This is a genomic window from Bacillota bacterium (genome assembly GCA_013178045.1).
Lineage (GTDB): Bacteria > Bacillota > Ch66 > Ch66 > Ch66 > Ch66.
This window is the reverse complement of sequence record JABLXP010000001.1, coordinates 272,411-290,622: the sequence shown is the minus strand read 5'-3', so window position 1 is coordinate 290,622 and position 18,212 is coordinate 272,411. Positions and strand designations below refer to the sequence as shown.

20 protein-coding genes and 1 riboswitch are annotated in these 18,212 nt (G+C 53.7%); all 20 genes read right to left on the bottom strand.

Annotated elements, in window-relative coordinates:
- A complete protein-coding gene (gene purS / locus HPY81_01515) occupies positions 1-249 on the bottom strand; it encodes a phosphoribosylformylglycinamidine synthase subunit PurS (protein ID NPV26138.1) in 249 nt (82 codons plus the stop codon).
- A 15-nt stretch (positions 250-264) separates the two neighbouring features.
- Positions 265-969 (bottom strand): phosphoribosylaminoimidazolesuccinocarboxamide synthase, encoded by a 705-nt coding sequence (locus HPY81_01510; GenBank protein NPV26137.1) that lies wholly within the window; start codon positions 967-969, stop codon positions 265-267.
- A gap of 22 nt (positions 970-991) precedes the next feature.
- Positions 992-2,287: an adenylosuccinate lyase gene (locus HPY81_01505; protein ID NPV26136.1), complete on the bottom strand. Its 1,296-nt coding sequence runs from the start codon at positions 2,285-2,287 to the stop codon at positions 992-994.
- A gap of 32 nt (positions 2,288-2,319) precedes the next feature.
- Positions 2,320-2,889, bottom strand: a complete 570-nt coding sequence (purE, locus tag HPY81_01500) for a 5-(carboxyamino)imidazole ribonucleotide mutase (GenBank protein NPV26135.1) — start codon at positions 2,887-2,889, stop codon at positions 2,320-2,322.
- A gap of 457 nt (positions 2,890-3,346) precedes the next feature.
- On the bottom strand, positions 3,347-4,894 hold the full coding sequence (gene guaA / locus HPY81_01495; protein ID NPV26134.1) for a glutamine-hydrolyzing GMP synthase: 1,548 nt from the start codon (positions 4,892-4,894) through the stop codon (positions 3,347-3,349).
- A gap of 71 nt (positions 4,895-4,965) precedes the next feature.
- The gene (gene hpt / locus HPY81_01490; GenBank protein NPV26133.1) at positions 4,966-5,505 is read right to left on the bottom strand and encodes a hypoxanthine phosphoribosyltransferase; all 540 of its coding nucleotides are present in this window, start codon (positions 5,503-5,505) and stop codon (positions 4,966-4,968) included.
- 106 nt (positions 5,506-5,611) lie between these two features.
- The gene (locus HPY81_01485) at positions 5,612-6,337 is read right to left on the bottom strand and encodes a DUF2092 domain-containing protein (GenBank protein NPV26132.1); all 726 of its coding nucleotides are present in this window, start codon (positions 6,335-6,337) and stop codon (positions 5,612-5,614) included.
- Between the two features lie 111 nt (positions 6,338-6,448).
- Positions 6,449-6,886 carry a DMT family transporter gene (locus HPY81_01480; protein ID NPV26131.1) on the bottom strand — a complete coding sequence of 146 codons (438 nt, stop codon included), beginning with the start codon at positions 6,884-6,886 and terminating at the stop codon, positions 6,449-6,451.
- A gap of 241 nt (positions 6,887-7,127) precedes the next feature.
- A complete protein-coding gene (gene groL / locus HPY81_01475; GenBank protein NPV26130.1) occupies positions 7,128-8,750 on the bottom strand; it encodes a chaperonin GroEL in 1,623 nt (540 codons plus the stop codon).
- Between the two features lie 38 nt (positions 8,751-8,788).
- A complete protein-coding gene (gene groES, locus HPY81_01470; protein ID NPV26129.1) occupies positions 8,789-9,076 on the bottom strand; it encodes a co-chaperone GroES in 288 nt (95 codons plus the stop codon).
- Between the two features lie 302 nt (positions 9,077-9,378).
- Complete coding sequence (locus HPY81_01465; protein ID NPV26128.1) at positions 9,379-9,870, bottom strand: MogA/MoaB family molybdenum cofactor biosynthesis protein; 492 nt, start codon at positions 9,868-9,870, stop codon at positions 9,379-9,381.
- Positions 9,863-10,303 carry an MOSC domain-containing protein gene (locus HPY81_01460; protein NPV26127.1) on the bottom strand — a complete coding sequence of 147 codons (441 nt, stop codon included), beginning with the start codon at positions 10,301-10,303 and terminating at the stop codon, positions 9,863-9,865. Before HPY81_01460 ends, HPY81_01465 begins: the two co-directional genes overlap by 8 nt.
- The gene (gene moaC / locus HPY81_01455) at positions 10,288-10,788 is read right to left on the bottom strand and encodes a cyclic pyranopterin monophosphate synthase MoaC (GenBank protein NPV26126.1); all 501 of its coding nucleotides are present in this window, start codon (positions 10,786-10,788) and stop codon (positions 10,288-10,290) included. Before moaC ends, HPY81_01460 begins: the two co-directional genes overlap by 16 nt.
- Positions 10,789-10,790: 2 nt before the next feature.
- A complete protein-coding gene (gene moaA, locus HPY81_01450; GenBank protein ID NPV26125.1) occupies positions 10,791-11,771 on the bottom strand; it encodes a GTP 3',8-cyclase MoaA in 981 nt (326 codons plus the stop codon).
- Positions 11,772-11,799: 28 nt separating this feature from the next.
- Positions 11,800-13,722 carry a molybdopterin biosynthesis protein gene (locus tag HPY81_01445; GenBank protein NPV26124.1) on the bottom strand — a complete coding sequence of 641 codons (1,923 nt, stop codon included), beginning with the start codon at positions 13,720-13,722 and terminating at the stop codon, positions 11,800-11,802.
- Between the two features lie 14 nt (positions 13,723-13,736).
- Positions 13,737-14,975, bottom strand: coding sequence for a molybdopterin molybdotransferase MoeA (locus tag HPY81_01440; GenBank protein NPV26123.1), 1,239 nt, complete (start codon positions 14,973-14,975; stop codon positions 13,737-13,739).
- A gap of 10 nt (positions 14,976-14,985) precedes the next feature.
- Positions 14,986-15,162 (bottom strand): hypothetical protein, encoded by a 177-nt coding sequence (locus HPY81_01435; GenBank protein NPV26122.1) that lies wholly within the window; start codon positions 15,160-15,162, stop codon positions 14,986-14,988.
- Between the two features lie 76 nt (positions 15,163-15,238).
- Positions 15,239-15,414: riboswitch (molybdenum cofactor riboswitch) on the bottom strand.
- A gap of 13 nt (positions 15,415-15,427) precedes the next feature.
- Entirely contained in the window at positions 15,428-16,051 is a 624-nt protein-coding gene (locus HPY81_01430) for a 5-formyltetrahydrofolate cyclo-ligase (GenBank protein ID NPV26121.1), read from the bottom strand.
- Between the two features lie 2 nt (positions 16,052-16,053).
- Positions 16,054-17,796: an aldehyde:ferredoxin oxidoreductase gene (locus HPY81_01425; protein NPV26120.1), complete on the bottom strand. Its 1,743-nt coding sequence runs from the start codon at positions 17,794-17,796 to the stop codon at positions 16,054-16,056.
- Positions 17,789-18,202: a 4Fe-4S binding protein gene (locus HPY81_01420; GenBank protein ID NPV26119.1), complete on the bottom strand. Its 414-nt coding sequence runs from the start codon at positions 18,200-18,202 to the stop codon at positions 17,789-17,791. The genes HPY81_01425 and HPY81_01420 overlap by 8 nt, the downstream gene beginning before the upstream one ends.
- Positions 18,203-18,212: the final 10 nt, after the last annotated feature.

The following is an 18,212-nucleotide window of genomic DNA, read 5'->3' as shown; positions in this document are numbered from 1 at the left end:
CTATACCTCCACCAGTTCAAAAGTAAAGTCTTCGATGACTGGGTTCGCCAGCAGCCGTTCACACATCTCCCGAACCTGCGCTTCGGCTGCCGCACGGTCTGGCGCGTCCAACTGCACCTCAAAGTATTTGCCCAAACGGACATCGGTGACGTTAACATAGTTCAACGAATGGAGGGCCTTTTGCACAGCTGTTCCCTGGGGGTCGAGGATACTCTTTTTCAGGGTTACGTGAATGTTAGCCTTAAACATTGCTTACCTCCAATCTTAACTTTGCAGCCGCCGCCAGACCTCCGCGTATGCTCCCTCCACATTGCCCAGGTCGCGACGGAAGCGGTCTTTGTCCAGTTTTTCTTTAGTTTCCGCGTCCCAGAACCGGCACGTATCCGGCGAAATCTCGTCCCCTAAAATTACCTGCCCCTGATAGACACCAAACTCGAGCTTAAAATCAACCAGCAAGATGCCTTTTTCCGCGAAGTAGACCTTTAGAATATCGTTGATTTGCCAGGCCAGATCCTTAATCACCGCCATCTGCTCCGGCGTGGCCAAATTTATGGCGTCAATGTGGTACTCGTTGATCATCGGGTCGCCCAGTTCATCACTCTTGTAGTAGAACTCCAGAACCGGTTTATTTAGCACAATGCCTTCTTCCATCCCCAGCCGTTTGGCCAGACTGCCGGCCGTGATATTCCGGGCGATCACCTCGACAGGGATGATCTTTAAGGCCTTGACCACCATTTCCCGCTCATTGACCAGTTCGACAAAGTGGGTAGGAATCCCCTTGTTTTCCAGCAGTTGAAACAGCTTAGCGGAAATCTGGTTGTTATAAAACCCTTTGTTGGTGATCGTCCCTTTTTTGAGGCCATTAAAAGCTGTCGCGTCATCCTTATACTCGATCCAGTAGAGGTTAGGGTCATTGGTCCGATATACCTTCTTGGCCTTCCCCTCGTACAGTAGCTCCAGTCTCTCCACCATTACCAAAAAAACCTCCTTCTTACTCTAATCCTGCCCGCTTAAAGATATAGTCTACATTCTTCAAGTGATACCCGTAGTCAAACAGTTCATCCACTTCCGCTGGTGAGAGCCATGCCATGATGTCCGCATCCTTGAGGATCGTCTCCTTGAACGGCTGGCCGGTTCGCCACGTCTCCATGGCGTTGCGCTGCACCCAGGCGTACGCGTCCTCCCGCAGCACCCCTTTGTCCACCAAAGCCAGCAGCACTCGCTGCGAAAAGACCATACCCAGGGTTTTATTAAGGTTCTTCTGCATGTTTTCGGGATAAACCTGCAGGTTAGCGATAACCTCTATGAATTTGGTCAGAATGTAATCGAGCAGAATACAACTGTCCGGGATGATGATCCGCTCCGTGGAAGAATTGGTCAGGTCGCGTTCATGCCACAGGGCGACGTTTTCCAGGGCAGCCAGGGCGTTACCCCGAATCACCCGGGCCAATCCTGTCACCCTCTCTGAGGTAATGGGGTTCCGCTTGTGCGGCATGGCCGAGGAACCCTTCTGCCCCCGAGCAAACATCTCCTCAACTTCGAGGATGTCCGTTCGCTGCAGGTTGCGAATCTCCGTCGCAAACTTTTCCAGCGAAGCAGCAATAACGGCCAGGGTAGTCAGATACTGGGCGTGTCTGTCGCGCTGGATAATCTGTGTCGACACCGGCGCCGGCTTTAACCCCAGCTTCGCACAAACATACTCTTCGACGGCCGGGTCGATGTTGGCAAAGGTGCCAACCGCTCCGGAGATTTTACCGTAGCTGATTACCTCCCGGGCCTGCCGCATCCGTTCAATATTGCGCCGGGTTTCATCATACCAGAGGGCCAGTTTCAAGCCAAAAGTCACGGGCTCACCGTGGATCCCGTGGGTGCGGCCAACCATCAGGGTGTATTTGTGTTCCCGGGCGCGTGCCGCCAGAACCTCTAAAAGCCGTTCCAGTTTGGCCAGGATGATGTCGGCCGCTTCCCGCAGCTGAACCGCCAGAGTCGTGTCCAGGATGTCAGAAGAAGTCATGCCCATATGAATGTATTTGGAGGCGTCCCCCACGTACTCGGCCACATTGGTGAGAAAAGCCAGGACATCATGGCGCGTAACCTTTTCAATCTCCGCGATCCGGTTTTTGTCAAATCTTGCTTTCGCCTTAATTTCTTCCAGCGCCGCTGAGGGAATTTTGCCCAGGTTAGCCCATGCTTCGCAGGCCAGTATTTCAATCTCCAACCACTTCTGCAGTTTGTTCTCTTCTTCCCAGATGCGTCCCATGGCTGGGAGGGTGTAACGTTCAATCAAAGAGCATCCCTCACTTTCTGATTCATCTAGAACTATCGATTCAGGTAACCTTCGATCCCGAGCTCGGCCAGTTGGGCAGCCTTGGCTTCAACCTCGCTGGCCAGGTCTGCCTTGAACTGCTGGATTCGCTGGCGCAGGTCCGCGTCACGCACCGCCAGAATTTGAGCGGCCAGGATGCCCGCATTCCTGGCTCCATTAATCGCTACGGTAGCCACCGGGATGCCACTCGGCATCTGGACAATTGAGTAAAGTGAATCCACCCCCCCTAGTGCCGCTGTTTTAATCGGAACTCCGATCACAGGCAGAGGAGTCAACGCCGCAATCACCCCGGGCAAATGAGCCGCCCCGCCGGCTCCAGCGATGATCACAGCCAGGCCGCGTTCAGCTGCCTGTTCAGCATACTGAGCCGTCTTGGCGGGAGCTCGGTGGGCAGAAGCGATCACCACTTCGTAGCCAATGGCGAATCGTTCTAAAATCTCGGCCGCCTCCTTCATCACCGGTAGATCGGAATCACTGCCCATCACGATCCCAACCTCGACTGGTCTGGCCCCTTTTGGTTTAGGTTTGGTTTGTTTAGCCGTGGTTTTACTTTTCTCTGACATACGCTCCTCCATTTTCATATTCTTTAAACCCGAGTGTAACCGAAAACCGCCTAAAATATTTAGATTAAAGAATAGCAAAGCCCAGACGGTAGATTCCACAGATGAACAGGGAAACCTACCCGACTGGGCTTTTATCCCTTCGGTGTAACCACCTCGCCATCAGCCAACAGACTGGATGTGAGGTCGTCTGTACCACTCGGACCAAACCCCGCTTAAACTGCCGCAAGTGGAACCCTAGGTACACTTTCGCCTGCCGCAGGTAATTTATGGTTACCTGATTTGACTAGCGAGCCATATCCTCACTCTGCACAGACTTGGTAAATTTGCTTTCTTATTTTAGATGTTAACAGACCGGCGAAGCCATTGTCAAGGAAAATAACGAACATTAAATTTTTTGTTAACACTATTATTCGCCTTGTACCATTTATTTACACCGCCGCCTTGAGCTATTGTTTCGCTATTCCCACTCAATGGTACCTGGAGGTTTACTTGTTATGTCGTAGACCACCCGGTTCACATCCCGCACCTCGTTGACGATCCGGTTCGAAATCCGTTCTAGCAGGTCATAGGGCAACCTGGCCCAGTCGGCTGTCATCGCGTCTTCACTGGTCACCGCCCGCAAGATAATCGGATAGGCATAAGTCCGCTCATCGCCCATTACCCCAACGCTCCGCATCGAGGGAAGCACGGCAAAAGATTGCCAGATCTCCCGATACAAGCCTGCCCGTTTGATTTCTTCATAAACAATCGCGTCAGCTTCCCGCAGGATCTCCAGTTTATCCTGGGTCACCTCGCCCAGAATCCGGACAGCCAATCCAGGACCGGGGAATGGCTGGCGCCAAACGATCTCCTCCGGCAGGCCCAGTTCCTGTCCCACCAGCCTTACCTCGTCTTTAAACAACCATTTCAGTGGTTCGATCAGCTTTAGCCGCATGTCTTTAGGCAATCCACCGACGTTGTGGTGGGTTTTGATTACGGCTGCGGTCTCAGTCCCGCTCTCAATGATGTCAGGGTATAAAGTACCCTGAACCAGATAGTCAACCGCCCCCAGCTTTCGGGCTTCTTCTTCAAACACGCGGATGAATTCATTGCCGATGATCTTGCGTTTTTGCTCAGGGTCAGTCACCCCGGCCAAACGCGTCAGGAATCTCCCCTGAGCATCAACATAAACCAGCTTCATCTGGAACTGTTCGGCAAACGTTCGCCGGACCTGCTCTCCCTCGCCTTTTCTGAGCAGGCCGTGGTCAACGAACACACACGTTAACTGATCGCCAATCGCCCGGTGCACCAGAGCAGCCGCTACCGACGAGTCTACGCCACCGCTTAAAGCGCACAGTACCTGCCCACCGCTGACCTCCTGCCGCACCTCATCGACCGTTTTATCAATAAATGATTCCATCGTCCAGTCGCCACGGCAACCACAAACGTCAAACAGGAAGTGACGGAGCAGGTCCTGGCCGCGCGGCGTGTGCTTGACCTCGGGGTGGAACTGAACGCCGTACAAGCGGCGCTGGGGATCGCTAATCGCCGCCACAGGAGCTTTCGGGGTCCGGGCCGTCACTTTAAATCCAGAGGGTGGAGCCTCAACCAGATCACCGTGGCTCATCCAACAGGTCTGATTACGCTCCAGTCCGGCAAACAATGAATCGTTCTCATCGACAATCCATAATTCGGTTTTTCCGTACTCGCGGTGTTCCGCCCGCCTAACCTGGCCACCCAGGAGATGGGCCATCAACTGCATGCCATAGCAAATTCCCAGAATTGGAATCCCGCTCTCGAACAGTCGCGGATCACAAACCGGGGCTTTATCGCCGTAGACACTGGATGGTCCGCCGGAAAAAACGATCCCCTTCGGGTTTAACGCCAGGACTTTCTCCAGCGGGGTATTGTAAGGCAGCATCTCACTGTAGACATTGAGTTCCCTGATGCGGCGGGCAATCAGTTGGTTGTACTGCCCGCCAAAATCCAGGACTAAAACCAGTTCCTGCCCTGGCCTGTCCGTCATTATGCTTGTCCCTCCTTTTACAACAAGAACAAGCTACCGGTGAGGTAGCTTCAAGTTATCACTATTCAGTACTAAGCCTGGTAGTCTTCGGGGCCTAAAACAGCCACATAAGGTAATTGACGGAACTTCTCGGCGTAATCCAGCCCATAACCCACGACAAATGCATCAGGAATCGAAAAACCCAAGTAATCCGGGTAAATATTTACTTTACGCCGGCTGGGTTTATCAAGGAAAGCACAGATCTTCACGCTGGCTGCGCGGCGTGAACGCAAGTTTTCTTGAATATAATGAAGGGTCAATCCCGTATCGATGATATCCTCAACGACCAGGACGTGTTTACCCTCGATGCTTTGGTCCAGGTCCTTCATGATCCGGACCACTCCCGATGATTCCGTCGCCGATCCATAACTGGACACATCCATAAAATCTAGGGCAACAGGTATGGTAATTTCCCGAACCAGGTCAGCCATGAACACAAAAGCTCCTTTAAGGATCCCCACGATCAAAAGCTCTCGGTCCGCATAATCCCTGGTGATTTCCTTTCCCATCTCCTTGACGCGCTGTTTAATCTGCTCGGTTGTTATTAAGATCCGGCGTTCAATCGTCAACATCCCGGTACTCCTCCACCAATTTTGACAATTTATGTGGAAATTATATCAGGAGGGTTCCAGAATGTCAAACCCTACTAGGGTCCTGGTAAGAGCTGGTTTAGGCCGCTTATCTAGGAGGTTTTATCTCGAGGTTCTGGTTAAAGTCGTACAACTGAACATCGATGGAAAGAGCTGCGTTAGCATTGCTCTTATGCCTGGCTTTGATGCACGCTTTGCGGATCAGCTGGTCTTTTCGGTCAATCCACAGTTGATAAATAAACTCAGTCCAGAAGAGTTCAAGGTACTGGTTTTCCAGATGTGGCTGGCATTCAAGCACATAACACCGCTCATCGCGAACCTTTTCCTGGCCAAGATACTTGACACCAACCACCTGTCGAAAGTTGAAATGGGCCAGGGGATTGATTTCCGTCATCAACACCTGCATTTTCGCCAGATTGCTGCCTTCAGTCACAATCCATTTGTTGGTGAATAAATCCTTATGGTAAGTGATGTCACCAATCTGGTAAATATCAACTGGCGAATTCACCATGACCCCCTTGATGTGAAAATCGCCGTTCTTAGCCTTTTCTCCCGTGATTTCGCTCAAGGTGCGGAACTGACCATCAACCTGAGAACGCGCCACTATTTCATAACGGTAACTCTGGGCCCGGGCCGTGTTTTCAATCGCCACACCAATGAGTTCCTCGGGTACAACCGCACTGTGATTGAACCACCAATGATAAACGACTGTACATAAGAAAATGATCAGAATGGCCAGAAAAAAAATAGCCAACTTCCGCTTCGTTACCCTGAACCACATCCCCAGTTCCCCCTCACCCGTAATTTCACTCACCATATTCTATTAGCGGTTGAAGTGGGTTATGCCGGTTTCAGGAAAAGCATTTTGGCGTTATGTAAACTTGGTAGTTCTCCAGCCAGTTTTATCTCCTTATTTACCCGCGATTTACCCGCGGAAGAAAAACCATAGGCCCAGGCCCATTAAGACCAGACCACTCGCTTTCATGAAGGTGAGAGGTAACTGCCTGACGCCGAATAAACCAAACTGGTCGATCAGGACCGAAAGCAGAAGTTGTCCAAATACGAACAATCCAACCGTTCCAACAACCCCCAGCCGAGGGATACTCAGAACGATGCCGCTGATAATGATCACGCCACACACCCCGCCCAGCCAGGCAAACCATGGGGCTTTCTCCAACTGCCAGAACGTCCCCTGTCCAAAAAAAAGCATGGCAATTAGAGCGACAACCGCACCGGAGAGGTGAACAAAAAAAGTCGTCTCCCATAGGCCGATAAAGCTTTTCATTGCATTATTAAAGACATTCTGCAGAGCCCCGACGAAACCGATCAACAGAGTAAACAAGGCAAAAATAAATAACTGCATGCGTATCCCATCCTTATAAATATATTGTTGAGCCTAAAGATAATATCATGAATCATTCCCACTCCCAGTGTAGCCAACTCGCGCTTATCTTTCAACCTTGGCCTGACTTCAACTTCTCCTGGGGGGCTGCCAAAATTAGAGACCACTCTTTAGGGACAATTAATCAAAAGATCTGCAAAGCCCCGGTATCCTTCACCGGGGCTCTTTGACCAAATGTTATTTAATTGGCCTTGGGTGTTTCTTACATCATGCCGCCCATGCCGCCCATTCCAGGAGGCATGTTGCCCTTATTCTCCTCGGGCTTATCAGCAACCAGGCACTCAGTAGTTAGCACCATTGCCGCAATACTGGCCGCATTCTGCAGCGCGGAACGGGTTACTTTCGCCGGGTCAACAATTCCAGCCGCGATCATGTCTTCATACTGTTCAGTTAGAGCGTTAAAGCCAATACCCAGTCCCGCCGCTTTGACTTTCTCCACAACAACAGAACCTTCCACGCCAGCGTTGTTGGCGATCTGCCGCACTGGCTCTTCGAGGGCCTTCTTCACGATGTTAATACCCGTCTGCTCATCACCCTCGGCCTTCAGTTCATCCAGCGCTGGGAGAATATCAATCAACGCCGTACCGCCACCCGCAACAATGCCTTCTTCGACCGCCGCTCGAGTCGCTGCTAGGGCATCCTCAATGCGGTGCTTTTTCTCCTTCATTTCGGTTTCGGTCGCCGCACCGACCTGGATCACGGCTACACCGCCGGCCAGTTTAGCCAGCCGCTCTTGCAGTTTCTCCTTATCGTACTCAGAAGTAGACTCTTCGTACTGCTTCTTGATCTGGGCGATCCGGGCCTTGATGTCGCTTTCGGAGCCGCGGCCATCCACGATGATAGTTTCTTCTTTCTTGACGCGTACCTGCCGCGCCTGACCAAGCATGTTCAAGGTCGTGTTTTCAAGTTTACGACCAAGTTCCTCGCTGATGACTTGACCGCCGGTCAAAATGGCAATGTCTTCCAGCATAGCCTTCCGGCGTTCACCAAAGGCTGGTGCCTTAACTGCCACACAGGTGAAAGTCCCGCGCAGTTTGTTGACTACCAGTGTCGCCAGGGCTTCGCCTTCCACGTCTTCAGCGATTAATAAGAGCTGTTTGCCGGCTTGCACGATTTTCTCCAAGACTGGCAAGAGTTCTTGGACTGCCGAAATTTTCTTATCGGTGATCAAGATGTATGGCTCGTTTAAAACGGCTTCCATCTTATCAGTATCAGTAATCATGTATGGCGAGACATAACCACGGTCAAAGTTCATCCCTTCAACGACTTCCAGCGTAGTGCCCATGGTCTGGGATTCTTCAACCGTGATGACCCCGTCGTTACCAACTTTTTCCATTGCTTCGGCGATCAGTTTACCGATTTCGGGATCAGCTGCGGAAATGGAAGCAACCTGAGCGATCGCTTCTTTGCTTTCAATCGGTTTACTGATCTTCTTGATTTCCTCGACCGCCTTCTCAACGGCCTTCTCGATACCCTTTTTCATAATCATCGGGTTGGCACCAGCCGCCACGTTCTTCAAACCTTCGCGAATAATGGCCTGGGCCAGAACCGTAGCGGTCGTGGTCCCATCACCGGCGACATCGTTGGTCTTGGTGGCAACCTCCTTCACCAGTTGCGCACCCATATTTTCGAATGGATCTTCCACTTCAATTTCTCTGGCAATGGTTACCCCGTCGTTGGTGATGGTCGGGGAACCAAATTTCTTTTCCAGAACTACATTACGACCTTTCGGTCCCAAAGTAATCCGGACAGCGTCCGCCAGGGTGTTGACGCCTTTCTCTAACGCCCGACGAGCCTCTTCCCGGAAAATAATCTGTTTTGCCATTTAACCTGTTCCCTCCTCATATGTATTTGTTAATAGGGTTAACCTACAATTGCCAGGATATCCCTCTCTGACAGGATGAGGTACTCTTCTCCATCAACCTTAACTTCTGTGCCCGCATACTTGGAAAAGATCACGCGGTCCCCAACTTTGACTTCCAGCGGTACCCGTTGTCCATTATCGAGCACCCGCCCGGTACCAACAGCCTTGATCTCGCCTTCTTGCGGTTTTTCTTTCGCGGTGTCAGGCAGTACAATCCCACTCTTGGTTTTTTCTTCGATTTCGAGGACTTTGATCACGACACGGTCACCCAATGGACTGAGCTTCATACTATTTTTATACCTCCTTTATTTTAGGATATTTATTGTTAGCACTCAGCATGACTGAGTGCTAATATTCATTTATAATAATAGGCAAGACCAGAAGTATTTGCAAACGGACTAGCATCCCATAATTATCAATCTTAACCAATTTTCTGGCGCTTCTAGCCTGTTTCTTATTCTCCCTTCTCCTGCCTTGGTCGCTTGCTTGAGGTTTTAGATCAGAACTGCGGTGGTTTGTCCTGTTTCTCTTTCTTCATTGATATTTCCCAATTGCCAGCGTTTTATACACCTAGCCTGAAAATATTACTTTAACCTTCGGCACACTCAAAAGCCTCACCGCGCAGAATTTCAATCCCGTGCGGCAGGGCTGGCAGCACCACCGCCAGGCACTCGCGGACCGCCTTAGGGCTGCCTGGCAGATTAATAATCAATGTTCTTCCTCGGATGCCAGCAATGGCCCGTGACAGCATCGCTTTGGGAGTGATCTTGAGACTTTCCAAACGCATAGCCTCAGCAATCCCAGGAACCAGTTTATGCACTACCGCCAGAGTGGCTTCGGGGGTTACATCGCGAGGACTGAACCCGGTCCCACCCGAGGTCAGTACCAGGTCTAACCGCTGGTTATCGGCAAAATCGATCAGATGATCCTGGATGGCCGGTTGCTCATCAGGGAGCACGGCGTAGGCCACCACCTCTCCATCGATCTCTTTAACCATTTCCCGGATCACATCCCCGCAGGCATCCACCCGTTCCCCGCGCGAGCCCTTATCACTCATGATCAAAACGCCAACTCTAATCACGGTCAACCACCTCGATTGGGTCGCCTACTTTAACTTCGCCACCGCGCAGAATGCGGATGAAGATCCCTTCGCGAGGCATGACACAATCCCCCGCCTGATAATAAATAGCACAGCGGGTGTGGCACTCCTTGCCGATCTGAGTAACTTCGCCAAGGGCCTGGCCACCAATGCGCAGCCTGGTTCCGATAGGTAATGAGGTTAGTTCAATCCCTTCGGTCGTCAGGTTCTCTGCGAAGTCGCCGGGCCCCACATCCAGACCCATCTGCCGCATTTTTTCAATACTTTCCATGGCCAGCAAGCTAACCTGCCGGTGCCACGTTCCTCCGTGGGCATCTCCTTCCAAACCAAAATCGGCGATCAGACGTCCCTGCCCGACATTGGTCTTCCGTTCTCCTTTGCCTGTACTGGTGCATACCGCTACGATCTTGCCCATTCGTCTTCCCCCTCACGTCTAAATGTTCCACTTTTACCGCCGGTTTTCTCCACCAAACGGACATTTTCAATAGTCATTCCCTTATCAACAGCCTTGCACATATCGTAGATGGCTAAGGCCGCCACTGCGACCGCCGTCAGAGCCTCCATTTCGACCCCCGTCTTTCCCGTGGTTCTGACTTTTGCTTCAATATTAATACAATTATTGCTGAGATCAGGCCAAAAAGTCAGATCAACGCCCGTCAGAAAAAGGGGATGGCACATCGGAATCAACTGGCTGGTCTGCTTGGCTCCCATGATACCGGCCACCTGGGCTACCCCCAGGACATCTCCTTTGGTCATCTCGCCCTGCAAAATGCGGGTTAGGGTTGCCGGCTGCATAGTGATTCGCCCGCGGGCCACCGCCTCCCGCTGGGTATCGGCTTTGCCGGTCACGTCCACCATCCGCGCCCGACCCGCTTCGTTGAAGTGAGTAAACTCCGCCATCCTCAACCTCCAATCTGGTACATCATCCGCGGCTGGTCTTGCCAGCCGTCATCGCTCATCGTATGGTGCTGCGGTTTCCGCCGAATCGCTTCCCGAAATAGCTCCGCCAGTTGTTCCCGGCTGGCGCCGGCACGCAAGGAAGCTTTCAAGTCAATCTCCCAGCTGCTGTGGAGACAAGGACGCAGCTTGCCTTCGGCTGTTAAACGCAGGCGGTTGCAGTGCTGACAGAAGTGGTTGGTGATTGGACTGATAAAACCAACTGTACCCTTGGTCCCCGGCAGCTGATAGTACTTGGCCGGCCCGTTTCCTTTAACGCTTTTGACTGGGATGAGCTCGACTCGTTTTTCGATTATTTCTTTAATCTCCGCGTAAGGAACCAGCCGCTTTTGGGCCCAGCCATCACTCGTGCCAATCGGCATGAACTCGATAAAACGGACATGCAGCGGATAGCGATAGGTAAGATCAACAAAATCAAGAATCTCGTCGTCATTGACTCCCCGGATCACCACCATGTTAATCTTAACCGGGTCGAAGCCCAGTTCCAGGGCCGTTTCAATCCCAGCCCAGGTGTCTATCCATTCACCCACCCGGGTAATCCACCGGAATCGCGCTGGCTGCAGGCTATCCAGGCTGACGTTTACCCGCTTCAGCCCAGCCTGCTTTAAGGCTGGCCCCAGTTTCGGTAACAGCACCCCATTCGTCGTGAGCGCAATGTCGTCGATCCCCGGCACCTGCGCGATGGCCTCGACGAAAGAAACCATGTTTTTACGGACCAGCGGTTCTCCCCCGGTCAACCGGACCTTGGTCACCCCCAGCTCCGCCGCGACTTTCACCAGTTCAGTCAGTTCTTCAAACCGGAGTAACTCTTCGTGGGCCTTGAGTTTGATCCCCTCAGCCGGCATGCAATAGATACAGCGGAGATTGCACTTGTCGGTGATGGAGATCCTCAGGTAGTTAACCGTACGGAAATAGCCGTCTTCCAGTCCCATCCCCATTCCCCCTTAGCCTAAGTTAGGATTCCCAAACCACCCGGCCGCAATCGCGCAGGTCATAACCTCCCAGCCGCTCCACCTGCTCCCGAAACACCGGCTGGTTGATTACGTCCAACAAACGCTGGATATAAGGGGAGTCCCAAAACCGTTTCGGTATACACAGGTCATACCGCTCCACCGCCACGGGCAAAAAGTCCAGGTCAAGGGCCCGGGCCGCCGCCAGGATCCCCAGGCCTGCATCTGCCGTACCGCTCGCGACAGCCGCCGCGACTGCCATGTGGGTAAATTCTTCCCGGTTGTAGCCTCGAATCGTCGTTACGTCAATCCCCAGCCGCCGCAGTTCATAATCCAGCAGGATCCTGGTGCCGGCACCACGCTGGCGGTTGACGAAGGTTAGATCGCCTCGCTTGAGATCAGCCAGGCCGGTAATTCCTTTAGGGTTACCCTTGGCGACCAGCAGCCCTTGCTGACGATATGTCAAATTCAGCAAGATCACTGGCTCTCCGGGCAGCATACGGCGAACGTAGCTTTCATTGTACTCGCCGGTGGCTTCATCGAGCAGATGAATCCCGGCGGCGTGCGCTTCCCCCCGGCGCAAAGCCGCCAGCCCGCTCAGGCTGCCCACGTGCGCGGAGGACAGGCTCCACTCTGGATGGGTTTGCCGCAATTGGCTGGCCAGCACATCCAGGACCAGATCATGACTGCCGATGATTACTGTGGTGTTGAGGACCTCCGCGCGGGGCTTGAGCAGTTCCACCTCTACTTGCTCCCCGGCAGCGAAACCCTCAGAAAAGCGGGGAATGCGTAAGACCCCATCAGCCTTAACCAATGAAGTGATCAGGCCTGCACCGCGAGGTAGCGGGGTGACCACTATTTTTTCCCCAACCTGCCCCAGTTTAACCCGCACAAACTCTTCAACACCCAGCGGTGACACCGTCTTGCGCGTCACCATCGCCGTCACCCGTTCCCGCTCGGGGGCAAGGTGTCCACGCAGCCGATAAATAATTGGTCGAACGAACAGTTCGCCGGTCAGGACGGCCGAGACCGGGTACCCGGGAAGACCAACCACGGGCTTGTTCCGCACAATCCCCAGGATCACCGGTTTACCTGGCTTAATGGCCACGCCGTGCACCACCACTTCGCCCAGTTCACGGATCACCTCAGCGGTAAAGTCCTCCCGACCAGCCGAAGAACCCGCATTAACCACCACTACGTCGAACCGTTCGACTAGTTCACTGATTGTCTGCTTAATCTCCGCGTAATCATCGCGCAGGATTTCGTGCCGGTAGGGCTGCCCGCCCCACTCAGTCACCAGACCGGCCAGGACACGGGAATTAAATTCAATGATTTCTCCCGGTTTTACAACCCGGTCAGGTTCCACAATTTCCGTGCCGGTTGGCACGATAGCCACCTGGGGTTGAGGATACACCTCCACTTCAGTCAGCCCACCCGCCAGCAGCGCCCCCAGGTCATACGGGCGGATCAAGTGGTTGGCGGGTAAAAGCATTTCTGTTGCCACCACGTCTTCCCCGATCATCCGCACGTGCTGCCACGGCACCGCCGGCTGGATGATCTCGATCAGATCCGGCTCGACAAAATTGATCTCCTCAATCATGATCACTGCATCATAACCACTTGGCAGTGGATCACCCGTATCCACCACCACCCCCTGCTCACCCAGCCGCAGCCGAACCGGGGTGGTCTCCGCAGCCCCAAAGGTGTCTGCACTGCGCACCGCCACCCCATCCATGGCTGAGGCGTGATAATGCGGTGAAGAAAGCCGGGCATACACCGGCCCGGCCGTGACCCGCCCCAAGCTTTCCACCACCGGCACAATCTGGGGCTGCCCTGGCCTTAAGCCACTCAGTTCTTCCAGCCGGCTAAAGTAACGCTGGAGGGCCTCTTCACGGGGAACGTTATCTACATAAACCTGTCGAGGCATCAAGTTCACCCCTTCTACTCAAATAGCCACACCTCAACCAATTCGCCCGCTACCAATCCCTGTTTGTCCAGCGGGATCTTTACCAATCCATCCGCCCTCACCATGGTGGTCAGCAAGCCTGACTTCCCAAGAATCGGCTCCGCCAGGTATTCCCTCTGCTCCCGGCGCAACTGCACCCGAATAAAATCTTCACGGCCAGCTGCCGAGGCCAGGCTTCGGGTTATTCTGGCTGGGACCGGTATTCCTTCCTGGAGTGCCGGGTTGATCATCCGGCCATCTATCAGCGGACGGACTACAAGGTCAAACACAACCATGGCCGAAACCGGGTGACCAGGCAGGCCAAACACGGGTTTTTGATTAAGCACCGCACCGATGGTCGGTTTACCAGGCCGAATGGCTAAACCGTGGTACAGAACACCGGGACTGCCCAGGGCATTGATCACCTGGACAGTCACGTCCCGCGTCCCCACGGAACTACCGCCAGAAAGCAAAACGATCTGGTTTTCTTCCAAGGCCTGAGCCAGTTTCTCCTGGAGTTGGGTAAAATCATCGGGAACGATGCCATATAACTTCGGCCGGCCCCCGGCCATCTGCACCAGTCCAAAAAGGGTATAAGAATTCATATCGCGTACCTGGCCCGGGCCGGGCTGGGTCTCCGGGGTAACAACCTCATCACCCGTCGAGATGATCCCGATTGGCACCGGGGCTAACACCTCCACCGTCGATCGACCAAGTGCCGCCAGCAGTCCTAGATCCTGAGCTTTCAGACGATGTCCCCGAGTAAAAATCAATTCACCCGCCTGAACATCTTCCCCCCGGCGGATGACGTTTTCCCCGGGGGCGACTGACCGGGTAACCCCAATGGTCCGGTGGTCCAGCGGCTCGGTGTACTCCACCATGACCACCGCGTCTGCCCCCGGCGGCAGCATCCCCCCGGTCGAGATTTTGATGGCCTGGCCGGGCTGGACGGGCCGATCAGCGGCCTGACCCATCAGCACTTCGCCCGCTAAGTCCAGGTAGGCCGGTAGTCCCTCAGAGGCTCCAAAGGTATCACTGGCCCGAACCGCAAATCCATCAACCGTCGAACGGCTGAATCCTGGCAGATCGTCTTCCGCTATAACATCATTGGCCAGCCGGCGCCCAAGAGCCGCGGTCAAAGGAACCTGTTCTACTGTTAATTGCGGTTGGGGTAGATGTTGCGCCATTAACTGGCAAGCCTGTTCCAGGGTAATTACTTGAAAAAGTTCTGACATGGCCTTTCTCCTAGAAACAACCAAGTTCACAGGCTTTGATCTTAATCTTCAATTGATCACAGGCCCGCCCGATCACGATCGGAGGCACTTTTAACTGTTCCGCCAGCCTTCTAGCTTCAGGACAAGACAAACGTCCTTCCGGGGCGGCCTTTTTCAGGGCTTCCATAATCTCCGGTCTAATTTCCACCTTGCTCACCTCGCTAGTATGACTAAAAAGGCACCTTGCAGAAAGGTGCCTAAAAGCCAACCTCAACCCACTTGACGTCGGCTACGGTCTTACTCCTTTCCAAATACGGGAGGCGTACCGGTTTCCCCCTTGTCGCTCAGACGTTGTCGCCCAAACGAGATACACCCTCAGACCTCCGGTTCGGCTGGTCAACGTTTAGCCACCATAGTGCGGTTACACCTTAGGTGGACTAAATCGGAGTACTATGCAATTGTTGTTATTATGATTATTTTACTGTACTCTTTCGACATCCACTAAAATTATCCTGCTTTTTTGGGCGAAAATCTAGAATCCCTTCTTCAGTAATAATCATGGTTACTGGTCGATCATGCGCCTCCGGACAAACTGTCGCTACCAACTGTTGGGCAAAGCTTAACCCGATCACCAGTGTCGAGGCCTTAAGGTTAGCCAAAAACCGGTCGTAAAAACCCGCCCCATAACCCAAGCGGTATCCTTGCCGATCAAAGGCTACCGCCGGCACCACCACCAGATCAATCTCATCAGGGTCGCCCGGCCGCCGGCGGTCCTTTTTCGGTTCCCGCAAGCCATAGCGGGCCTCAGTCAGGTCGTCTGGATAATTTAATAACCGGGAAGGGACCAACCGTTTCTGCTCCCAGTCAGTCACCGGGACAAAAACCTTTTTCCCCCTGGCCAGGGCCTGTTTAATCAATAGTTCCGTGCTGACCTCGTGGCGAAAGCTGACATAAGTCATTACCGCCTGCGCCGACTGAAACTCCGGCAGATCAATCAGGCGGTGAATAATCACCTCGCTTTTTTCTTCCACCGTCTGCGGCGTCAGCCCCAGCCGTCGCTGGAGCAATTCCTGCCGCAGTTTGATTTTTAAATCCACCGTCATAAGACCATCCTGATTTTTTCCCGATAGAGGCGCCTGAGCTCCTCCATGGTTTGTTCATTAAGCTGCCCTTTAAGGCCCGGGGTTTCGAAAAATCGTTTGGGTATGTTCAGTTGCGTCTCGTCATAGCCCAAACGCCGCTTAACCGCCAGCTTGAGCCGCCAGATCTTTTTCCCCAGTTTGATAAACTGCTCTTCCGTCAGGTCAATCCCGATTGCTCCCAGGGCTTTGATCACCGTGGGCGGGTCATAGACCTTGCGGGCAAACAGACAGATGCACAGACTGGTGAGGGCACACCGGATCTGTTCTTCCTCGATCAGCGCCGAGACAATTTTCTCCGGGTTATACTCCGTCAGAGTTTGGTCCAGGGAATAGCCGGCGTTGTCGAGGTGCGAATGCCGCGCCCCCACCAGTTGCCCCAGGATATTGGCGTAACCAGTGTGATAACCAGCCACCTCGTTTTTCCCCAGGGTGAGGGCAAATTCCTGACCACCGTACCGCTCGGCCGCCGCCGCTGTCCCTCTAGCCAGGACCTGGTAAAATTCGTTGGGCTGGGTCACCAGCCGGTCGATCACCTCCAGGTAATGCGCGGTCTCACCAAAGGCCACCGGCCCCCCCACTTCCTGCTCCGTAATCAGTCCTCTCGTGTAAGCCTCTGTCACCCAGGCCAGGAGTACGCCGGTGGAAATCGCGTCCAGACCGTGTAGTTCAACCTTCTCGATCAACGCCAATAAGTCGTTTTTATCACCAACGCCCAGCATCGAGCCTAAAGCGTAGATTAGTTCATGGTCGTATGAAACGGTGGCCGATTCCCATTCAAAACCATCACCCGCAAACTGCCGACGGCAGATTCCGATATGAATACATCCTACCGGGCAGCCGGGGCAGGCCATTTTTCGGATCAAGGCCTCAGCCGCAAAGGACTCGCCACTGATCTGCTCAGCCTGTTCAAAACTGCTCTGCTGGAGGTTTCGCGTTGGCAAGGCATGCATGGCGCTGAGCGGCGCCACATTCACCGAAGTCCCCAAATCATGATACTTCTCCATTAATTCGGTATCAATCATCTGGGTATATATTTCCTGGTAGACCTGGGCATACTCTTTAAATTTCGAAATCGGGTAACTGTTCTTCCCGTAGATCACAATGGCCTTGAGGTTTTTACTGCCGAATACCGCGCCGAGGCCCAACCGGCCGAAATGACGGAAAGTATCCACGTTGACGCCGGCGAAAGCGACCAGTTTCTCCCCCGCTGGTCCGATTCGCAGGCAGCTCCGCTGCCCCATGCCAGGTTCGAGCTCACGGAGCAGCCGCCCCGCCTCTTCCGTGGACAGCCCCCACAAGGGCTCCGCGTTCTTAAAATCAACAGAGCGACTGCCGATTGACAGATAGGTCGCTCGTGCTGCCCGTCCCCGGATCACGATCGCATCGTAGCCGGCAAAGCGCATAGCCAATGCTGAACGCAGACCAGCGTGGCTCTCACCCAGTTCGCCGGTCAATGGCGAACGAAACATGGCCACTGTCTTGGTCACGGCCGGGTAGATCGTTGACAGCGGGCCAATTGCGAACACGATCGGCTGGGCTGGCGCATAAGCGTCCAGGTTAGGGTTGACCGTTTCCGAAAAGAGCTGGACCGCCACTCCGCTTCCTCCCAGGTACTCGTACAGATCGGCCCGCTCCTCGATGTCAAAGGTTTGGCTAGTCAAATCAATAGTCAGGACCCGAATGTACTTTTGATTAAGCATGCGGGCTCACCTCCAGCGAAAGGATACCGTGCGGGCAAAATTTGGCGCAGATCCCGCAGTGTTTGCAGATCAGCGGCAACCGGGTTTCTTCATCCAGACGGATGGTTTTGACCGGGCAGGCCTCCACGCAATCGCCGCACCCGATGCACTTTCGGGCATTCAGTTTCACCCCGCCACCCTCACGGGGCACCAGGGCCCGAATCCGGCAGGCTTCAGCACAGGCTGGCTGGGAACAGCCGCGGCAAATATCCGCCACCAGTTTGCTCTGCAGCCCACCCCGGGTCCGGATCTGAATACAGCTTTTCTGAAGAGAAAAGCTCCGGTGCACCAGCCGGGCACAGGCCAGCATACAGGAGTAGCAACCAATGCACTTGTTCATGTTTCGGGCAGTAAGGATCTTTCCCATCCTGGTCCTC

Coding starts and splice junctions, on each gene's coding strand:
- HPY81_01480 (NPV26131.1), bottom strand. CDS start 6,886: ATGCAGTTATTTATTTTTGCCTTGTTTACTCTGTTGATCGGTTTCGTC.
- groES (NPV26129.1), bottom strand. CDS start 9,076: ATGAAGCTCAGTCCATTGGGTGACCGTGTCGTGATCAAAGTCCTCGAA.
- purS (NPV26138.1), bottom strand. CDS start 249: ATGTTTAAGGCTAACATTCACGTAACCCTGAAAAAGAGTATCCTCGAC.
- HPY81_01420 (NPV26119.1), bottom strand. CDS start 18,202: ATGGGAAAGATCCTTACTGCCCGAAACATGAACAAGTGCATTGGTTGC.
- moaC (NPV26126.1), bottom strand. CDS start 10,788: ATGGCGGAGTTTACTCACTTCAACGAAGCGGGTCGGGCGCGGATGGTG.
- HPY81_01425 (NPV26120.1), bottom strand. CDS start 17,796: ATGCTTAATCAAAAGTACATTCGGGTCCTGACTATTGATTTGACTAGC.
- HPY81_01460 (NPV26127.1), bottom strand. CDS start 10,303: ATGGGCAAGATCGTAGCGGTATGCACCAGTACAGGCAAAGGAGAACGG.
- HPY81_01445 (NPV26124.1), bottom strand. CDS start 13,722: ATGCCTCGACAGGTTTATGTAGATAACGTTCCCCGTGAAGAGGCCCTC.
- purE (NPV26135.1), bottom strand. CDS start 2,889: ATGTCAGAGAAAAGTAAAACCACGGCTAAACAAACCAAACCTAAACCA.
- hpt (NPV26133.1), bottom strand. CDS start 5,505: ATGTTGACGATTGAACGCCGGATCTTAATAACAACCGAGCAGATTAAA.
- guaA (NPV26134.1), bottom strand. CDS start 4,894: ATGACGGACAGGCCAGGGCAGGAACTGGTTTTAGTCCTGGATTTTGGC.
- HPY81_01440 (NPV26123.1), bottom strand. CDS start 14,975: ATGTCAGAACTTTTTCAAGTAATTACCCTGGAACAGGCTTGCCAGTTA.
- groL (NPV26130.1), bottom strand. CDS start 8,750: ATGGCAAAACAGATTATTTTCCGGGAAGAGGCTCGTCGGGCGTTAGAG.